The sequence below is a fragment of the Phytohabitans sp. LJ34 genome, from assembly GCF_052068095.1.
Taxonomy (GTDB): Bacteria; Actinomycetota; Actinomycetes; order Mycobacteriales; family Micromonosporaceae; genus Phytohabitans.
Genome location: NZ_JBQHDG010000014.1, coordinates 1 through 16,686 on the forward strand (window position 1 = coordinate 1; position 16,686 = coordinate 16,686).

At 69.6% G+C, this 16,686-nt stretch carries 15 protein-coding genes; 10 read left to right on the top strand and 5 right to left on the bottom strand.

Going from position 1 to position 16,686, the window contains the following annotated elements:
* The coding region (locus tag ACTMTJ_RS24130) for a hypothetical protein (protein ID WP_441219990.1) at positions 1-231 on the bottom strand (231 nt) is incomplete at its 3' end.
* 37 nt (positions 232-268) lie between these two features.
* Between ACTMTJ_RS24130 and ACTMTJ_RS24135 the strand changes: the two genes are divergently transcribed.
* From ACTMTJ_RS24135 to ACTMTJ_RS24175, 9 genes are all read left to right on the top strand, one after another.
* Positions 269-1,051, top strand: a complete 783-nt coding sequence (locus ACTMTJ_RS24135) for a hypothetical protein (protein WP_441220213.1) — start codon at positions 269-271, stop codon at positions 1,049-1,051.
* A gap of 70 nt (positions 1,052-1,121) precedes the next feature.
* On the top strand, positions 1,122-1,454 hold the full coding sequence (locus tag ACTMTJ_RS24140; protein ID WP_441219991.1) for a YbaB/EbfC family nucleoid-associated protein: 333 nt from the start codon (positions 1,122-1,124) through the stop codon (positions 1,452-1,454).
* Positions 1,455-1,466: 12 nt separating this feature from the next.
* Positions 1,467-2,060, top strand: coding sequence for a recombination mediator RecR (recR, locus tag ACTMTJ_RS24145; protein WP_441219992.1), 594 nt, complete (start codon positions 1,467-1,469; stop codon positions 2,058-2,060).
* A 280-nt stretch (positions 2,061-2,340) separates the two neighbouring features.
* Positions 2,341-4,008: an ABC transporter substrate-binding protein gene (locus ACTMTJ_RS24150; RefSeq protein ID WP_441219993.1), complete on the top strand. Its 1,668-nt coding sequence runs from the start codon at positions 2,341-2,343 to the stop codon at positions 4,006-4,008.
* A 78-nt stretch (positions 4,009-4,086) separates the two neighbouring features.
* Entirely contained in the window at positions 4,087-5,091 is a 1,005-nt protein-coding gene (locus tag ACTMTJ_RS24155) for an ABC transporter permease (protein ID WP_441219994.1), read from the top strand.
* A complete protein-coding gene (locus tag ACTMTJ_RS24160) occupies positions 5,088-6,053 on the top strand; it encodes an ABC transporter permease (RefSeq protein WP_441219995.1) in 966 nt (321 codons plus the stop codon). Before ACTMTJ_RS24155 ends, ACTMTJ_RS24160 begins: the two co-directional genes overlap by 4 nt.
* Positions 6,054-6,061: 8 nt before the next feature.
* Entirely contained in the window at positions 6,062-7,060 is a 999-nt protein-coding gene (locus ACTMTJ_RS24165) for an ABC transporter ATP-binding protein (RefSeq protein WP_441219996.1), read from the top strand.
* Positions 7,057-8,154: an ABC transporter ATP-binding protein gene (locus ACTMTJ_RS24170; RefSeq protein ID WP_441219997.1), complete on the top strand. Its 1,098-nt coding sequence runs from the start codon at positions 7,057-7,059 to the stop codon at positions 8,152-8,154. Before ACTMTJ_RS24165 ends, ACTMTJ_RS24170 begins: the two co-directional genes overlap by 4 nt.
* A gap of 781 nt (positions 8,155-8,935) precedes the next feature.
* Complete coding sequence (locus tag ACTMTJ_RS24175; RefSeq protein WP_441219998.1) at positions 8,936-9,703, top strand: DinB family protein; 768 nt, start codon at positions 8,936-8,938, stop codon at positions 9,701-9,703.
* Here the strand turns inward: ACTMTJ_RS24175 and ACTMTJ_RS24180 are convergent.
* Together ACTMTJ_RS24180 and ACTMTJ_RS24185 are read right to left on the bottom strand one after the other, a co-directional pair.
* Positions 9,700-11,007 carry an extracellular solute-binding protein gene (locus ACTMTJ_RS24180; RefSeq protein ID WP_441219999.1) on the bottom strand — a complete coding sequence of 436 codons (1,308 nt, stop codon included), beginning with the start codon at positions 11,005-11,007 and terminating at the stop codon, positions 9,700-9,702. The two genes, ACTMTJ_RS24175 and ACTMTJ_RS24180, sit on opposite strands and share 4 nt — an antisense overlap.
* Position 11,008: 1 nt before the next feature.
* Positions 11,009-12,958 (bottom strand): substrate-binding domain-containing protein, encoded by a 1,950-nt coding sequence (locus ACTMTJ_RS24185; RefSeq protein WP_441220000.1) that lies wholly within the window; start codon positions 12,956-12,958, stop codon positions 11,009-11,011.
* A gap of 596 nt (positions 12,959-13,554) precedes the next feature.
* Between ACTMTJ_RS24185 and ACTMTJ_RS24190 the strand changes: the two genes are divergently transcribed.
* A complete protein-coding gene (locus ACTMTJ_RS24190) occupies positions 13,555-14,175 on the top strand; it encodes an SAM-dependent methyltransferase (RefSeq protein WP_441220001.1) in 621 nt (206 codons plus the stop codon).
* A gap of 12 nt (positions 14,176-14,187) precedes the next feature.
* Here ACTMTJ_RS24190 and ACTMTJ_RS24195 read toward each other — a convergent pair whose 3' ends face one another.
* Positions 14,188-15,246, bottom strand: coding sequence for an aspartate-semialdehyde dehydrogenase (locus ACTMTJ_RS24195; RefSeq protein WP_441220002.1), 1,059 nt, complete (start codon positions 15,244-15,246; stop codon positions 14,188-14,190).
* Positions 15,247-15,248: 2 nt separating this feature from the next.
* Positions 15,249-16,514, bottom strand: a complete 1,266-nt coding sequence (locus ACTMTJ_RS24200) for an aspartate kinase (protein ID WP_441220003.1) — start codon at positions 16,512-16,514, stop codon at positions 15,249-15,251.
* Between the last annotated feature and the right edge of the window lie 172 nt (positions 16,515-16,686).

Here is a 16,686-nt window from a genome sequence, read left to right on the forward strand (position 1 = left end):
ACACGACCCTCTTCCGATCTCACCCGCGCCGGCCTCAGCGCCACCCGCGCCGGCCTCAGCGCCACCCGCGCCGGCCGCCACGCCACCCGCGCCGACCGCGACGCCACCCGCGCCGGCCGCCACGCCGAGCGCGACGCCACCCCGGCCAGCCGCCGCGCCGACCGCGACGGCACCCGTGCCAGCCGCAACCCCAACCGGGCCCGCCGCCACACCACCCCGGTCAGAAGCCACCCCACCAGCGCGAGAGGTGGAAAGGCCTCTGGCGGTCATGGACGACCCGGCCACGCCCGAGCCGGAGCGTCCGGGCAGCAGCCCGCCCGCCCAGCTCGACGTCGCCGGCGTGCGCCGGGCGTGGGACGAGATCCTCGGCATGGTCAATAGCCGTAAGAAGCGGATCGCCGCGCTCGCCCGCAATGCGACGGTGCGCGACCTCGACGGTGACGTGCTGGTGTTGACGTTCCAGTCGTCGGCGCTCGCGTCGATGATGGCCAAGGAAACCAGCGTGCTCAGCGATGCCATCTACGAGGTGCTCGGCGTCCGCTGGGAGCTGCGCTGCGAGGTCGCCGGCGATTCGCGCCCCGCCGCCGCGCCGCAGCCCACTCGACCCGCCGCACCCGTGGACCAAAAACCAGCCCCAGCCCCAAAGCCCGCCCAGACCGAAGAGTGGCCCGAGCCGGCGCGCCCCGGGGGCGGAGCCGCCAAAGCCGACAACGCGCCGGAGGCGCCGTCGCCCGCGGCACGGGCGGAGTCCAACGGGCTCGCCGCGGCACGCGCCGCGGCGGCGGGACGTGGCGCGCGTACCCCTGCGGCTCCGACGGCCGACACCACCTGGGCGGGTGAGCCTCCCTACGACCCGGATTACGACAGCCCACGGCCGGGCGCCGCGGCAGTGAGCGCGCCCCCGGCGGCGGCCGCGTACGAGGGTTTCGACCCCGGCGACGAGCCGACCGACGAGGTCGTCGACGAGCGCACCGCCCGCCAGAGCAGTGAGCAGCAGGCCATGCAGTTGTTACAGCAGACCTTCGGCGCCGAAAAGATCGGCGAGGTCTAGAGCCCGCCGCCACGAGGCGGCCGCGGGCCGCATTAGGCTGACACGCAGTCGAACACACGAGGAGACGGCGATGCGTCCCGGTGGACAGCCCAACCTGCAACAGCTAATGCAGCAGGCGCAGAAGATGCAGCAGCAGCTCGCCGAGGCACAGGCGGAGCTGGCCGAGGCCGAGGTGACGGGCACCGCCGGCGGTGGCCTGGTGACCGTCACGATCGCCGGTTCCGGTGAGGTCAAGTCGGTGAAGATCGACCCCAAGGCGGTCGACCCCGACGACGTCGAGACGCTCGAAGATCTCGTGCTGGCGGCTCTGCACAGCGCCAATGACGCGGTGCGCAAGCTGACCGAGCAGAAGATGGGACCGGTCGCGGGCGGCATGGGCGGCCTCGGCCTGCCGGGCTTTTAAGACCAGGGCAGCATGTACGAAGGCGCTATCCAGGACCTGATCGACGAGTTGGGTCGGCTCCCCGGCGTGGGTCCGAAGAGTGCCCAGCGGATCGCGTTTCACATCCTCTCCGCCGATCCGGCGGACGTCACCCGCCTGGCCACCGCGCTGCGGAAGGTCAAGGAGCTCGTGCGCTTCTGCACGACCTGTTACAACGTGGCCGAGTCCGAGCAGTGCCGGATCTGCCGCGACCCGCGCCGCACCGACGAGGTGCTGTGCGTGGTCGAGGAGCCCAAAGACGTGGTGGCGATCGAGCGGACCGGTGAGTTCCGCGGGCGCTACCACGTGCTCGGCGGGGCGATCAATCCGCTGGAGGGCATCGGTCCGGACAACCTGCGCATCCGCGAGCTGATGGCGCGGCTGAGCAGTGGCGAGGTCAAGGAGCTGATCCTCGCCACCGACCCCAACACCGAGGGCGAGGCGACGGCCACCTACCTCGCGCTGATGGTCAAGCCGATGGGCATCTCGGTCACCCGGCTCGCGAGCGGCCTCCCGGTCGGTGGCGACCTCGAGTACGCAGACGAGATCACTCTGGGCCGAGCATTCGAAGGGCGCCGCGCCATCTGACACCCCCGCTGCGCCATCTCGCACCGTGCCGCGCCATCTGACACCGCGCCGCCGAAACGCTTTCGGCATGTAACAACTTGGCATCGAGTAAACCAGGACAAACGGCCCGTTTGCTTACACGATGTCGATCTTCTGTGCGTCGAGCGTGGCCGCAAGGACACGATCCGGTACCAACCCCTTATCGGCTGGTTTCCGGCTAGTGAGACAGCCCGCTAGTGTCGCGCCATCGGTGACCCCCGTCACCGCGTATGTCCGTACCCCAAGGACGAGGTGAAGCACCATGCGTGCAGCAAGGCCCAAGGCCGCTATCGCGGTCGTTGCGGTCGCGGCCCTCGCGGTAGCCGGCTGTGCCGAGAGCGATCGCGGCGATGAGGGCTCTGGCCAGAGCACCAAAGACACCCTGGTCTTCGGCACCGCCGGAGATCCCAAGGTGCTCGACCCGGCCCTCGCCAGCGACGGTGAGTCGCTGCGTGTCGCCCGCCAGATGTACGAGACCCTGGTCAAGCCCGAGGAGGGCGGCACGAAGGTCACCCCCGGTCTGGCCGAGAGTTGGACGCCGGACTCCACCGGCACCGTCTGGACCTTCAAGCTCCGGTCCGGGGTGAAGTTCCACGATGGTACGGACTTCAATGCCGAGGCCGTCTGCGTCAACTTCAACCGGTGGTACAACTCCACGGGCCTGATGCAGAGCGCGGACGTCACCGCCTACTGGCAGGACGTCATGGGCGGCTTCGCCAAGAACGAAAACCCCGACCTTCCGCCGAGCCTCTTCAAGTCGTGCACGGCCAAGGACGCGACGACCGTCGACCTCGCGTTCACGGCGGTGTCCAGCAAGATCCCGGCCGCCCTGATGCTGCCCTCGTTCTCGATCAGCAGCCCGAAGGCGCTCCAGGAGTTCGACGCCAGCAACATCAGCGGCACCGCCGACGACATCAAGTACCCGTCGTACGCGACCGAGCACCCGACCGGCACCGGGCCGTTCAAGTTCAAGTCGTGGAACGTCGCGGACAAGACGCTGACGATCGAGCGCAACGACGACTACTGGGGCACCAAGGCGAAGCTCAAGACGCTGGTCTTCCGCACGATCTCCGACGAAAACGCGCGCAAGCAGGCGCTGCGTTCCGGCGACATCCAGGGCTACGACCTGGTCGGTCCCGCCGACGTCGAGCCGCTCAAGGGTGAGGGCTTCAACGTGCTGACCCGGCCGGCGTTCAACATCCTCTATCTGGCCATCAACCAGAAGGGCAACCCGAAGCTCGCTGACCTCCGGGTGCGCCAGGCGATCGCGTACGCGTTGAACCGCAAGGCCCTCGTCGACTCGAAGATGCCGCCGGGCGCCGAGGTGGCGGCAAACTTCATGCCGCCCACGGTGGAGGGCTACAACGACCAGGTCACCAAGTACGACTACAACCTGGACAAGGCCAAGCAGCTGCTGGCCGAGGCCGGCGCGTCCAACCTGACGCTGCGTTTCCACTACCCGACCGAGGTCACCCGGCCGTACATGCCGAACCCGAAGGACATCTTCGAGCTCCTCTCGGCCGACCTGACGGCCGCCGGCATCAAGGTGGAGGGCATCCCGCTGAAGTGGACGCCGGACTACCTCAACACCACCACCTCGGGCAGCAAGCACGACCTGCACCTGCTGGGCTGGACCGGTGACTACGGCGACGGCTACAACTTCATCGGCACCTTCTTCGGCCGCCCGAAGGACGAGTGGGGCTTCAACAACAAGGCCCTGTTCGACAAGTTCGCGCAGGCTGACAGCACCGCGGACGCGACCGCGCGGTACGCGCTCTACAAGGAGCTCAACGCCGACATCATGAACTTCCTGCCCGGCGTGCCGATCTCCCACTCGCCTCCCGCCCTTGTCCTCGGTAAGGACGTGACCGGCGTCAAGGCCAGCCCGCTCACGGATGAGCGGTACGCCACCGCCGAGTTCAAGTCCTGAAACATATAGATAGGAACGCGTGGGCGGGCACTCACCAGGTGCCCGCCCGCGCGGCCCTCTTCAACCGCCGAGGCGCCCGTGTTCCGATTCATCGTCAGACGGCTGTTGCAGCTGGTACCCACGCTGTTCGGCCTCTCGATCCTGCTCTTCATCTGGCTGCACCGCCTGCCGGGCGGTCCGGAGACCGCGCTCCTCGGTGAGCGCGGCACACCCGAGTCGCGCGCCGCGATCCGGGAAAGCCTGGGTCTGAACGAGCCGATATTCATCCAGTACGGCCGCTTCGTGAAACGGCTCGTCCAGCTCGACCTGGGCACGTCGATTTCCACGAAGCGCGCGGTGACCACCGAATTCCTACAGCGCTTCCCCGGCACCGTCGAGCTGACCGTCACGGCCATGGTCATCGCGATCGGCCTGGGCATCCCGCTCGGCTACCTCGCCGCCCGCCGCCGCGGCTCGTTTCTCGACCAGGCCTCGGTGGGCGGTTCGCTGCTCGGCACCTGCATACCGATCTTCTTCCTGGCGTACGTGCTGAAGGCGATCTTCGCGGAAAACCTCGGCTGGTTCCCCACGATCGGCCGGCAGGACCCGACGATCGAGGCCACCCACATCACAAACTTCTTCGTGCTCGACGGCCTCCTCACCCGGGAGTGGGATGCGGCCGGCGACGCGATCTGGCATCTGGTCCTGCCCGGCATCGCGCTGGCGAGCATCCCGCTCGCGATCATCGTGCGGATCACCCGGGCGAGCGTGCTCGAGGTGCTCGGCGAAGACTTCGTGCGCACCGCTGAGGCAAAGGGCCTGACCGAGCGCACCGTGCGCCGCCGCCACGTGCTGCGCAACGCGATGCTGCCGGTGGCCACCTCGATCGGCCTCCTGACCGGCCTCCTCCTCTCCGGCGCGGTGCTGACCGAGACGGTCTTCGCGTTCAGCGGGATCGGCTCGTTCATCAAGGACGCGATCAGCAACCTGGACTACCCGGTGCTGATGGGCTTCATCATGATCATCGCGGTGATCTTCGCGCTGGTGAACCTGTTGGTCGACATCTCGTACAGCCTGATCGACCCGAGGGTGAGGGTCCGATGACACTTGCTCCCGGCAAGAAGAAAGAAAAGCTGGACCGGCTCTCCGAGCTGTCCGCCGTACGTGACGACGAGCAGGGCGTCAGCCTCTGGCGGGAGGCGATGCGGCGGCTGCGGCGTAACCCCGCGGCCATCGTGGGCGCCGCGATTCTGGCGATCTTCGTGCTGGTCGCCGTCGTAGGACCGTTCCTGGTTCCGTACGACCCGGTCGACCAGTCGGGCATCCGCGAAGGCGTGATCAAGCCTGGTTCGATCCCGGGTTCGTCGGCGGAGCACTGGCTCGGGTACGACCACCAGGGACGCGACGAGTTCAGCCGGCTGATCGTGGGCGCCCGGCAGACGTTGATCGTGGGCATCATCTCCACGCTCATCGGCCTGACGATCGGCGTGCTGATCGGCGGCGTCGCCGGCGCCGCGGCCGGCCTCGGCGGCCGGTGGGGCCGGCTTGTCGACAGCGTCCTGATGCGGTTCATCGACATGCTCCTCTCGCTGCCGGGCCTGCTGCTCGCGGTGAGCGTGGCGGCGTTGCTCGGGCCGAGTCTCGTCACCGTGATGATCGCGGTCGGCATGGTGTCGGTGCCGATCTTCGCCCGCCTCCTGCGCGGGTCGATGATCGCGCAGGCCAACCGCGACTACGTGCTGGCGGCCAGCTCGCTCGGTGTGCGCAACTCGAAGATCGCGATCAGCCACATCGTGCCGAACTCCCTGGCGCCGGTGATCGTCCAGGCGACCCTCACGCTCGCCACGGCCATCATCGAGGTCGCGGCGCTGTCGTTCCTCGGCCTCGGCAACCCCGACTCGACCCAGCCGGAGTGGGGCCTGATGCTCGCCGACGCGCAGGTCTATCTCGACGTGCGCCCCGGGCTGGCGATCTACCCCGCACTCGGCATCATCATCACGGCGCTGGGCTTCACGCTCCTCGGCGAGGCGATGCGCGAAGCCCTCGACCCCAAGCTGCGGAGGTGAGGTGACCGATGGCGCTTCTCGATGTAAAGGACCTGTCGGTCACCTTCGCCCGGCGGGGCCAGCGCACCGTGCACGCGGTCGACGGCGTCTCGTTCAATGTGGACGCTGGCGAGGTGGTCGGCCTGGTCGGCGAGTCCGGCTGCGGTAAGAGCGTGACGTCGCTGGCCCTGATGGGGCTGCTGCCCCGGCAGCGCGGCGTCGAGGTCCGTGGATCAGCCGACTTCGACGGCACCGACCTGCTCGCGCTCGACCAGAGGTCGATGCGCGACGTGCGCGGCCGCGACATCGCGATGGTCTTCCAGGACCCGCTCTCCTCGCTCAACCCGGTCCTCCCGATCGGCATCCAGGTCACCGAGGTGCTGGTCCGCCACCGCGACATGAGTGGCGACGCCGCCCGCAAGGAGGCCGCGGAGCTGCTCGACCGGGTCGGCATCCCCGACCCGAAGCGGCGCCTGAAGGAGTACCCGCACCAGCTCTCCGGCGGTATGCGGCAGCGCGCGCTGATCGCGATGGCGGTGGCCTGCCAGCCCCGGCTGCTCATCGCGGACGAGCCCACCACCGCGCTCGACGTCACCATCCAGGCCCAGATCCTGGAGCTGCTCAAGGAGTTGGTACGCGACTCGGGCACCGCGCTCATGATGATCACGCACGACCTGGGCGTGGTCGCCGGCATGTGCGACACGATCAATGTGCTCTACGCCGGCCGGGTGGTCGAGACCGCGCGCCGCAAGGAGCTGTTCGCCGAGCGGCGGCACCCGTACACGGTGGGCCTCTTGGGGTCGATCCCGCGTCTCGACGCGGGCCGCGGCGAAAAACTCACGCCGATCCGCGGCTCCGTGCGCGACGTGCTGCCGTGGCCGGACGGCTGTGCCTTCGCGCCCCGCTGCGACCGCAGGGTCGACGCCTGCGTCGGCGAGCCGCCCCCGATGATCCCCACGCACACCGGGCACGAGTACCGGTGCGTCAACCCGGTCCCTCCGCCGTCGCCAGAGAAGGCACAGTCATGACCGAAACGCTGGTGGAGGTGCGCGGCCTCAAGGTGCACTTCCCGATCACCACGGGTGTGTTCTTCGACCGGGTGGTCGGCCACGTGAAGGCCGTCGACGGCGTCGACCTGACCGTCCCGCGCGGCCAGACGTACGGCCTCGTCGGCGAGTCGGGCTGCGGCAAGTCCACGCTCGGCCGGGCGATCCTCCAGCTCACCCCGCCGACCGCGGGCGAGGTGCGGTTTGACGGCGTGGAGCTGACCAAGCTGCCGGCCGCCAAGATGCGCGGCATGCGGCGGCGCATGCAGATGATCTTCCAAGACCCGATGTCGAGCCTGGACCCCCGGCAAAACGTCGAGTCGATCCTCACCGAAGGCCTTGGCGCACACGGCATCGGCGCCGGCCGCACCGAGCGACGCGAGATCATCAACAAGACCCTGGACGCGGTCGGCCTGCCACACTGGGCGCTGTCCCGCTACCCGCACGAGTTCTCCGGCGGCCAGCGGCAGCGGATCGGCATCGCCCGCGCGCTGGTGCTCGGACCGGAGCTGATCGTGGCCGACGAGCCGGTCTCCGCGCTCGACGTCTCGATCCAGGCCCAGGTCATCAACCTCCTCGACGAGCTCCAGGAGGAGCTGGGCCTGACCTACCTGGTGATCGCGCACGACCTCGCCGTGGTGCGCCACATCTCCGACGTGGTCGGCGTGATGTACCTTGGCGCGCTGGTCGAGGAGGCGCCGAGTGACCGGCTGTACCGCGAGCCGCTGCACCCGTACACGCGCGCGCTGATGTCCGCCGTGCCGGTGCCCGACCCGGAGATCGAAGACCGCCGCGAACGGATCCTGCTCGCCGGCGATCTCCCCTCCCCGGCCAACCCACCGCACGGCTGCCGCTTTCACACCCGCTGCCCATGGGCCCAGCCCACCCGCTGCGCCGACGAGCGGCCAGTGCTGCGCGACATCGGCGGCACGAAGGTGGCCTGCCACTGGGCGGAGCAGATCGCCTCGGGCGCACTGCGGGCGCACGAGGTGAAGGTGCAGCTGGTCCGCCCCGGCGACGAGGGCGAGGCCCCAAGCGTGGTCTCCGCACCAAGCGAACCCGGGTCGTACGTCTAGCCGGGCGTCTACAAACGTTGGCGGGCTTTGCCGGCCCCGGGGGAGCGGTTGGTCAGTGTGTCTCGCCCTTCGTGAAACACCCGGAGACAGATTTGCCCACGTCCGCGTCAGCTGTAGGCCGTTTGCTCCCGCGGGCACCGCTCCCGACCGGCGGCTCGTAGACCGAGCCGAAACCCCCGGCCGTCCACTGCCGGGCCCGCGGTGCAAGACCATGCCCGCCCGCACAGGGTGGGCCGGCCTCGCCGGCCGCTGTCTGTGACGCAGCGTCAGCAGGCTCAGGTGAGAAATTCTCGAATCTTGAGCGGCGCGCACGGCGGCGGCGGTTACCCAGGGGGACGAAGCCCTGTTCTCGATCTCTCGTCGCCTGTTCAGCAACAGGCATTGTGGACAAACACCGCTGCACCGCGTCGCGACGGGCCCGCGCATCCGCCGAGGCAGAGGGGTGACCGCGTCCAAACGCGAGGGTGAGCCGCGGGAGCAGCGGACCAGAGGCCTGGACCACGACGAACATCGCGGTAGCCAATTTCTTATCGAACCAAAGCCTTCATGGCCAGACGTGACGGGACCGCGACCCGTGGTCACGATCCTGGCTCTGCCCGGACGGGCTTGAACGGCGGACCCGGCAGCGGAGGCCGGGGATCTCGGCGAGCCCTGCGAGCCGCCGGCCGGAGCGGTGCCCGCGGGAGCGAACGGTCTTCAGCTGACGCGGACGCGGGCAATGAAGCCCTGTTCTGGACCTTTCCGGCAGTCGTTCGTCCTAAACCAGGGCTAGCGTGCCTCCATGGCTGACTTCCAGCGCGCCGACATGCGTGACTCGCGCTTCGGGCGGGTCGACCTCAGCGGCTCTGACTTCCGCACCGTCGACCTGAGCGGCGCCCGGTTCCGCGCCGTCGATCTCAGCAGGGTCGAGATGAAGAATGTCGACCTTGTCGACGCGGACATCTACGGCGACATCCAGGGCCTGACGATCAACGGTGTCGACATCGCCCCGTTGGTGGACGCGGAGTTGGACCGCCGCGACCCGGAACGCGCCAAGATGCGGCCCACCGATCCGGCCGGCTTCCGGGAGGCGTGGGACATCGTCGAGCGGCTGTGGCAAGGCACCGTGGAGCGGGCGCGCAAGCTCGATCCGGCGTTGCTGCACGAGTCGGTCGGCGGCGAGTGGTCGTTCATCGAGACGCTGCGCCACCTTGCCTTTGCCACCGACTCCTGGGTCCGGCGGGCGATCCTCGGCGATCCGTCGCCCTGGCATCCGCTCGATCTGCCGTGGGACGAGATGCCTGACACACCTGGCGTGCCGCGTGACCGTACCGTCCGGCCCTCACTCGACACGGTCCTGGAGCTGCGTCGCGATCGGATGTCGTCGGTCCGCCGGTTCGTCGACGGGCTTACCGCCGAGACGCTGGATGGCCACACCAAGCCGGTCGAGGGGCCGGGTTGGCCGGAGCCGCGCAGCTACCCGGTCCGCGAATGCCTGCTGGTGGTGCTCAACGAGGAGTGGGAGCACCGCCGCTACGCCGAGCGCGACCTCGCCGCCCTGGAGGCCTAACTGCGGCCGTCGAGCGCGGCGTCCAGACGCGACGTGAAGTCGTCGGGCAGCTCGCCGTCGTTGTCCAGCGCCTCGTTTACGCCGGCCCGGAACGTCCTGCTGAATTGCGCGTAATGCGGTGTCACCGGGCGGGGGCGGGCGATGCGCAGGGCGGACAGCAGCGTCTGCGCGTACGGGTACCGCTCCTTGACGCTGCCGTCGTGATAGACGAGCTCGCGGGTCGCGGCGAAGCCTCCGCGTTCGAAGAGGATCTGTTGGCTGCGAGGGCTGGTCAGAAACCGGATCAGCGCCTTGGCGGCCACCGGCTGGTCGGTGCTGTTGGCGATCGCGAGGTTTTGGCCGCCGAGCACGCTCGGGCCGGGCAGTGGCACCACGTCGTACTTGATGGACGAGGTCTCGCTCGTCTCCAGGTCGCGGAGGGCGAGCGGCCAGTTGCGCATGAAGAGGAGGCGGCCTTCGCGGAACGTCCGGGTGGTTTCGGCCTCGTCGTAGGAGCGGGCCTCGCGGTCGATGAGTTGCGGATTCGTGCGTGCCAGTCCGGTGGCGAGACCGCGCAGTCCCTCGCGGGCCTCGGGTGAGTCGACGACCACGTTTCCGCCGCGGTCGACGACGTCTCCGCCGGCCGCCCAGATCGCTTCGAGCGCGTTGACCGTGAGGCCTTCGTAGTCGGCTAGCTGGCCGCCATATCCGGCGGCGGGCTGCTTGTCGTCCGGGAGTGCGTCGAACGCCTCGGTGATGTAGTTGGTGAGCTGTGACCAGCCCGTAGGCGGTTCGAGGTCGTCGACGAGGTCGGAGCGGTAATAGAGCAGGCCGGCATTCGTGTAGAAGGGCAGTGCCCACAGCTTTCCGGCCCAGCGGCACGTTTCCAACGGCTGCGTGAGAAAGCCGTCCAGCTCATCATCGGATACCGGCATCTCGTGGATGAAACCGCGGTCGGCGAATTCGGCCACCCAGGGCACGTCGAGGCTGAATATGTCCACGTCGCTCTTGCTCGCCTCGGCCTGGCCCACAATTTGGCTGTAGTGGTCGTCGGCGACTCCGCGCAGCTCCCGAAACTCCGCCTTGTGCTTCGGATGCGTCGCGTTCCACTGCTCCACGAGCGCGAGCTGCTGCTTGCCGATGCTCTCGTCGAAGCTGCTGAGGATGACGATCGTGCCGTCTTCCATCGGCTTGCCGCCGCCGCGATCGGCCAGGTAGTTGGCGCCGACCAGCGTGAGGGCCGTGCCCGCGGCCACGCCGGCGGCGAAGCCGGACCAGAGCCGGCCGCTGCGTACGGCGGGCCGCAGCCAGCCAAAGGGCGACATGTCAGGACCCTCCCCACAGCGACCTGAAGAGGTCTTCGAGCACCGTGTCCATGCTCCTCAGCTCGGAGTCGAAGCAGGCGCCGCCGGTGCCGTCCGCGAGGTCGGCCAGGCCCTGACGCGAACAGCTCGCCGCGCCGACGGCCACCACGAAGACGCGTACCTGCCGGGCGCGGGCGTCGTCACGGAGCTTGCCCTCGGTGAGTGTCGCGTTCTGGTCCTGGCCGTCGGTCAGGACGACCACCGCGGCGGCGCGGTTGTCGTCGCTCGCGCCAACGGACCGTACCGCCTGCCGCATCACCTCGTAGAGCGGGGTGGGACCGCCCGGGCGCACGGTGCGGAGCGCGCGGGCGGCGGCGTCGCGACGAGCGGGCGCGCCGGCCGGGCCGATCGGCACGAGAGTGCGCGCGGTGCCCGGGGTGCCCGGGTAGACCCACAGGCCGAACTCGTCGCGTTCGCCCAGATAGGACAGCGCGGTGTTGGCGCCCTCGGCGGCGACCCCGAAACGCGTCGCTCTGGCGCCGGGCACCGCGAGGCCCATCGAGCCGGAGGCGTCGAGCACCAGCAGCACGCGGCTGTGGCGGGCGGCGCGCCGCTGGGTTTCCAGCACCGCCTCGACGGTCGGCTCCGCCGGCAGCGCCCGGGCCTTAGGCGCCGAGCCGAGAGCGGGCACGGCTCCGAACCGCCGGCTCACCGGGTCGCTGATCGTGGTGCGCTGCGGGCGCAGGCCCAGCGCGAGGAGGACGGATCGGCCGCCGGGCGACTTCAGCCACGCCGTGAACGCGTCCGCCGCCGCCCGCTGGGCGGATGAGGTGTCGGCCCAGCGGATCGCCACCACCGGATGGTCGAGAGTGAACGTGTCGGCCGGGTAGAAAGCCGTCAGGATCCGCTCCTCGGGCAGCGGGGCGCCGGCAGAGGTGCATCGCGCGCCGAGTGCGGCGCCCTGGTTGAACCGCACCATCGCCTGCTCGGTCACGATCACCGCGGTGGGCGACACCCCTTCCCTGCGGTGCTGGCACAGCAGGCTCGCCTCGGTGCCGAGCGTGTAGTGGCCCTCGTCGAGACCGCGGGCCAGCTGCTGCTCCACCGTCCGCAGCCGGCCGAGGGGTGCCAGGCGATCGGGCTGACCCTCCTTCGTGTACAGGGCGACGGTGGCGAGCCGGCCGACCGTCGAGACGCCCGGGTCGGGCCGCGCCAGCCCCCAATCCCGATCGCCCGCCATCTCGATCAGCTCGGACCATGTGCGGCCGTGGCGCGCACCGTCGACCTCGCGTGCCGCCTCCCCGGCGGGCACGGCCAAGACGATCGGGGTCGAGGCCACCACCGTCGTGGTCACTGCCACGAGACGATCCGTGGAACCGGCGAGAGCCTCGCTCACGTGCAGAGCGGAGCCGGGCAGCCAGAGGTCCGGCCGGGGATACGCGCCACCGTCCACAGTGGGCCAACCGTTGTGGAGCAGCTCGCGTGCCTCGTCAGGCGGCTCGGCGTAGACGTGCATCCGCACCGCCGGGCAGCCGTGGTGTTCGTGCGCCGTGTGCCGCTGGTACTCGTCGGCGAGGCGCCTGGTCGACTCGAGGCCCTCCGGGGTCGCGAGCACCCGCACCATCGTGGGGTGGTCGCAGCCCGACCACCACACGCCGGCCGCATCGGCCCAGCCCGGCGCGCGCGGCACCACCGTCCAGACAAGGGTGCCGGTGATCAGCACGGCCAGCCCGGCCAGCACGATCCTCCGCCGGGTCACGATCCGCCGTCGCGGCGGACCCTCGGAAGGCGGCTTGCCGGCGCTGACAAAGCCGGTCGTGGAAAGGACCAGAATCAACGCGCCAATGACCAGCGCGACCCACCGAAACGGGTTGGAGGGCGTGCCCGTGGAAATCGTGACCGCGACCGTCGCCAAGACCCCGGCGAGCAAATAGAGGGCCTTTTTCAGCGGAGGAGGCGGGTCGGCGGGCAACCACTGCTCCTCTCCGCGAGGCCGCGATCATGATCGACGATGTCACCGCAAACGATAGTCCAATTGCGCATCCCGCTATTGACGCTGGTCTCAGCCCGGGGATTTCGGCTCCCCCCGCGAGCCGGGAGCGGTGTCTGCGGGAGCTGGCGGTGGGCAAGATCTGCGAGGGTGACGCAGTCGTGGTGTGCCTCGAGATGGAGTTTGCCCCGGGCCCGGGTCAGCTGCGGGCCGCTGCCAGGTCCGCGTCGCAAGCCCACCGGGGGTCGGACCTTCCCGGATGGCTGCCGCGGGGTCGGTGCGCCGCTTGGTGACACGGCGTGGATCTCGAAGTCCGGCCCCCGACGTTGGTAACGCTGCGTCAGGATGTTGCAGGTAGGGGCGTGGAACTCACCTGGGGGACTTGTCGCGCGGACCTGGCAGTGGACGGCCGGGGATTTCGGCTCGCCCTGGCGAGCCGCCGGCCGGGAACGGTGCCCGCGGGAGCATGCGGTCCGCAGCTGACGGGGACCTGGGAAAAATTCTGTCTCGGATTTGACCGTGCATTGTGGCCAGGCTCGCCAACCCCCGACCGCGAAAGCTCACTAGTGTCGTGGGTTATGGCGGGGAGGGACTGGGTCCGGTGGCACGAGGCGTACGAGGATCCGGCGTCGTCGCTGTCCAGACGCCTCGATGCCGTCCAGCAGCAGATCCGGTCTGCCCTCGATCGGCGCCCACCCGGGCCGATCCGCGTGGTTAGCATGTGCGCCGGTCAAGGGCGCGACATCCTCGGCGTGCTCGCCGACCATCCGCGCCGCACGGACGTCACCGGACGCCTCGTCGAGCTCGATCCGCAAAACGCGGAAGCCGCCCGGCGCCCGGCACCCGCCGGCATCGAGGTGCTCGTCGGCGACGCGGCGGACACCGCCAACTACGCGGGCGCGGTCCCCGCCGACATCGTGCTGGTCTGCGGCGTCTTCGGCAACATCAGCGACGGCGACATACACCGCACGATCGACCACCTGCCCGGCTTCTGCGCGGCGGGCGCCACCGTCGTCTGGACCCGCCACCGCGAGCCACCCGACCTCGTGCCGACGATCTGCGACTGGTTCGAGGCCGCCGGCTTCAGCGCGCTCTGGGTTTCCGACCGCGAAGCGGGCTTCGGCGCCGGTGCGCACGTCTACAACGGCCCGCCCGCGGAGCTGCCGGCCGGCGAGCGACTGTTTACCTTCGACCGGTGACGCGCACCCTGCTCAGCGGCTCGCCAGCTCGGCGGCGAGCAGCTCGGCGATCTGGGCGGTATTAAGCGCGGCGCCCTTGCGCAGGTTGTCACCGGTGACGAAGAGGTCGAGCGCGCGCGGGTCGTCCATCGAGCGGCGCAGCCGCCCCACCCACGACGGGTCGGTGCCGACCGCGTCGATCGGCATCGGAAACTCGCCCGCCGCCGGGTCGTCGACAAGGATCACGCCGGGCGCGTTGCGCAGCGCCTCGCGGGCACCCTCGGCGTCGACCTCGGTGCCGAAGACCGCGTGCACGGCCACCGAGTGGCCGGTCACCACCGGCACCCGCACGCAGGTGGCCGAGACCTTGAGGTCGGGCAGGCCGAGGATCTTGCGCGACTCGTTGCGGATCTTCAGCTCTTCGGAGGACCAGCCGGCCTCCTTGAGCGAACCGGCCCACGGCACCACATTGAGCGCGAGCGGCGCCGGGAACGGGCCGAGGTCGTCGCCGACCGCCTGCCGCACATTGCCCGGACGCCCTCCCAACACCCGATCTCCCGCGACCTTCGCAAGCTGGTCGTGCAGCGTGTCCACACCGGCCTGGCCGGCACCGGAGACGGCTTGATACGAGGCGAGCACCAGCTCGCGCAAGCCATATTCGCGGTGGAGCGGAGCGACCGCCACGATCATGTTGAGCGTGGTGCAGTTGGCGTTGGCGATGATGCCCTTGGGCCGGTTACGCAGCTGCTCCGGGTTGATCTCCGGGACGACCAGCGGCACGTCCTTGTCCATCCGGAACGCGCCGGAATTGTCCACCGCGACCGCACCGCGGGACACCGCGATCGGCGCCCACTCGGCGGAGATCTCGTCGGGCACGTCGAACATCGCGACGTCGACACCGTCGAACACCTCGGGTGTGAGGGCCTGGACGGTCAGCTCCTCGCCACGACACTGGAGCTTGCGGCCGGCCGACCTGGCGGAGGCGATGACGCGGATCTCGCCCCACACGTTGCGGCGGGAGGAGAGCAGATCGCACATCACGGTGCCGACCGCACCGGTGGCGCCGACAACGGCGAGCGTTGGCATCGGCATGCCTACCTCCCCGTCCCGGCGTACACGACCGCTTCTTCCGCACCACCCAGGTCGAACGCGGCGTGCACAGCGCGCACGGCGGCGTCCAGGTCGGTGTCGCGACAGACCACGGAAACCCGGATCTCCGATGTGGAGATCATCTCGATGTTGACGCCGGCCTCGCCGAGCGACGCGAAGAACTTGGCGGCCACGCCCGGGTGCGAGCGCATCCCGGCGCCGACCAGCGACACCTTGCCGACGTGGTCGTCGTACAGCAGGCCCTTGAACTTGACCTTCTCCTGCACCTTGCTCAGCGCGGCCATCGCGGTCGGCCCGTCCGTCTTCGGCAGGGTGAACGAGATGTCGGTGCGGCCGGTCCCTTCGGTAGAGACGTTTTGCACGATCATGTCGATGTTGGTCTCGGCGTCGGCCACCGTCTGGAAGATGTGGGCGGCGGCGCCAGGCTCGTCCGGAACGGCGACGATCGTGATCTTCGCCTCGCTACGGTCGTGAGCGACCCCGGTGATCAGTGCTTGCTCCACGGGAAGGTCCTCCATCGATCCGGTGACCATGGTGCCGGTGTTGTGCGAGTACGACGAGCGGACATGTATGGGCAATCCGGCCCGCCGTGCGTATTCCACGCTGCGCAAGTGCAGCACCTTCGCACCGCATGCGGCCAGTTCCAGCATCTCTTCGTACGTGATCTGCTTGATGTGACGAGCGTTGGCAACGATCCGCGGGTCTGCCGTGAACACGCCGTCGACGTCGGTGTAGATCTCGCAGACGTCTGCCCGCAGGGCGGCGGCCAGCGCGACCGCGGTGGTGTCGGAGCCGCCCCGCCCCAGCGTGGTGATGTCTTTGGTGTCCTGCGAGACGCCCTGGAAGCCGGCGACGATCGCGATCGCGCCCTCGTCGAGCGCGCCGCGCAGGCGGCCCGGCGTCACGTCGATGATCCGCGCCTTGCCGTGCACCGATGTGGTGATCACGCCAGCCTGCGAGCCGGTGTAGGACCGAGCCTCGAAGCCGAGATTGTGGATCGCCATGGCGAGCAGCGCCATCGAGATGCGCTCGCCCGAGGTCAGCAGCATGTCGAGCTCGCGGCCGGCCGGCACCGGGCTCACCTGGTGAGCGAGGTCGAGCAGCTCGTCGGTGGTGTCACCCATCGCCGAAACGACCACGACGACGTCGTCGCCCGCCTTGCGGCTGGCCACGATCCGCTCAGCGACCCGCTTGATCCGCTCCGCGTCCGAGACCGACGAACCGCCGTACTTCTGCACGACGAGTGCCACGGCAGCCGCGCTCCTTTCCACATCGTCATCTACGTGCCAACGCCGCCGGTCCGAGGCCGGCGGCGCCGCGTAAGACGACACCAGGTTACCGGCGCCCTGTGACGGTACGAACACGCGATCCCAGCATCCGGCCGGCAGGACACGCGCGCGCCCGGCGTGTCACCCGCTCCGC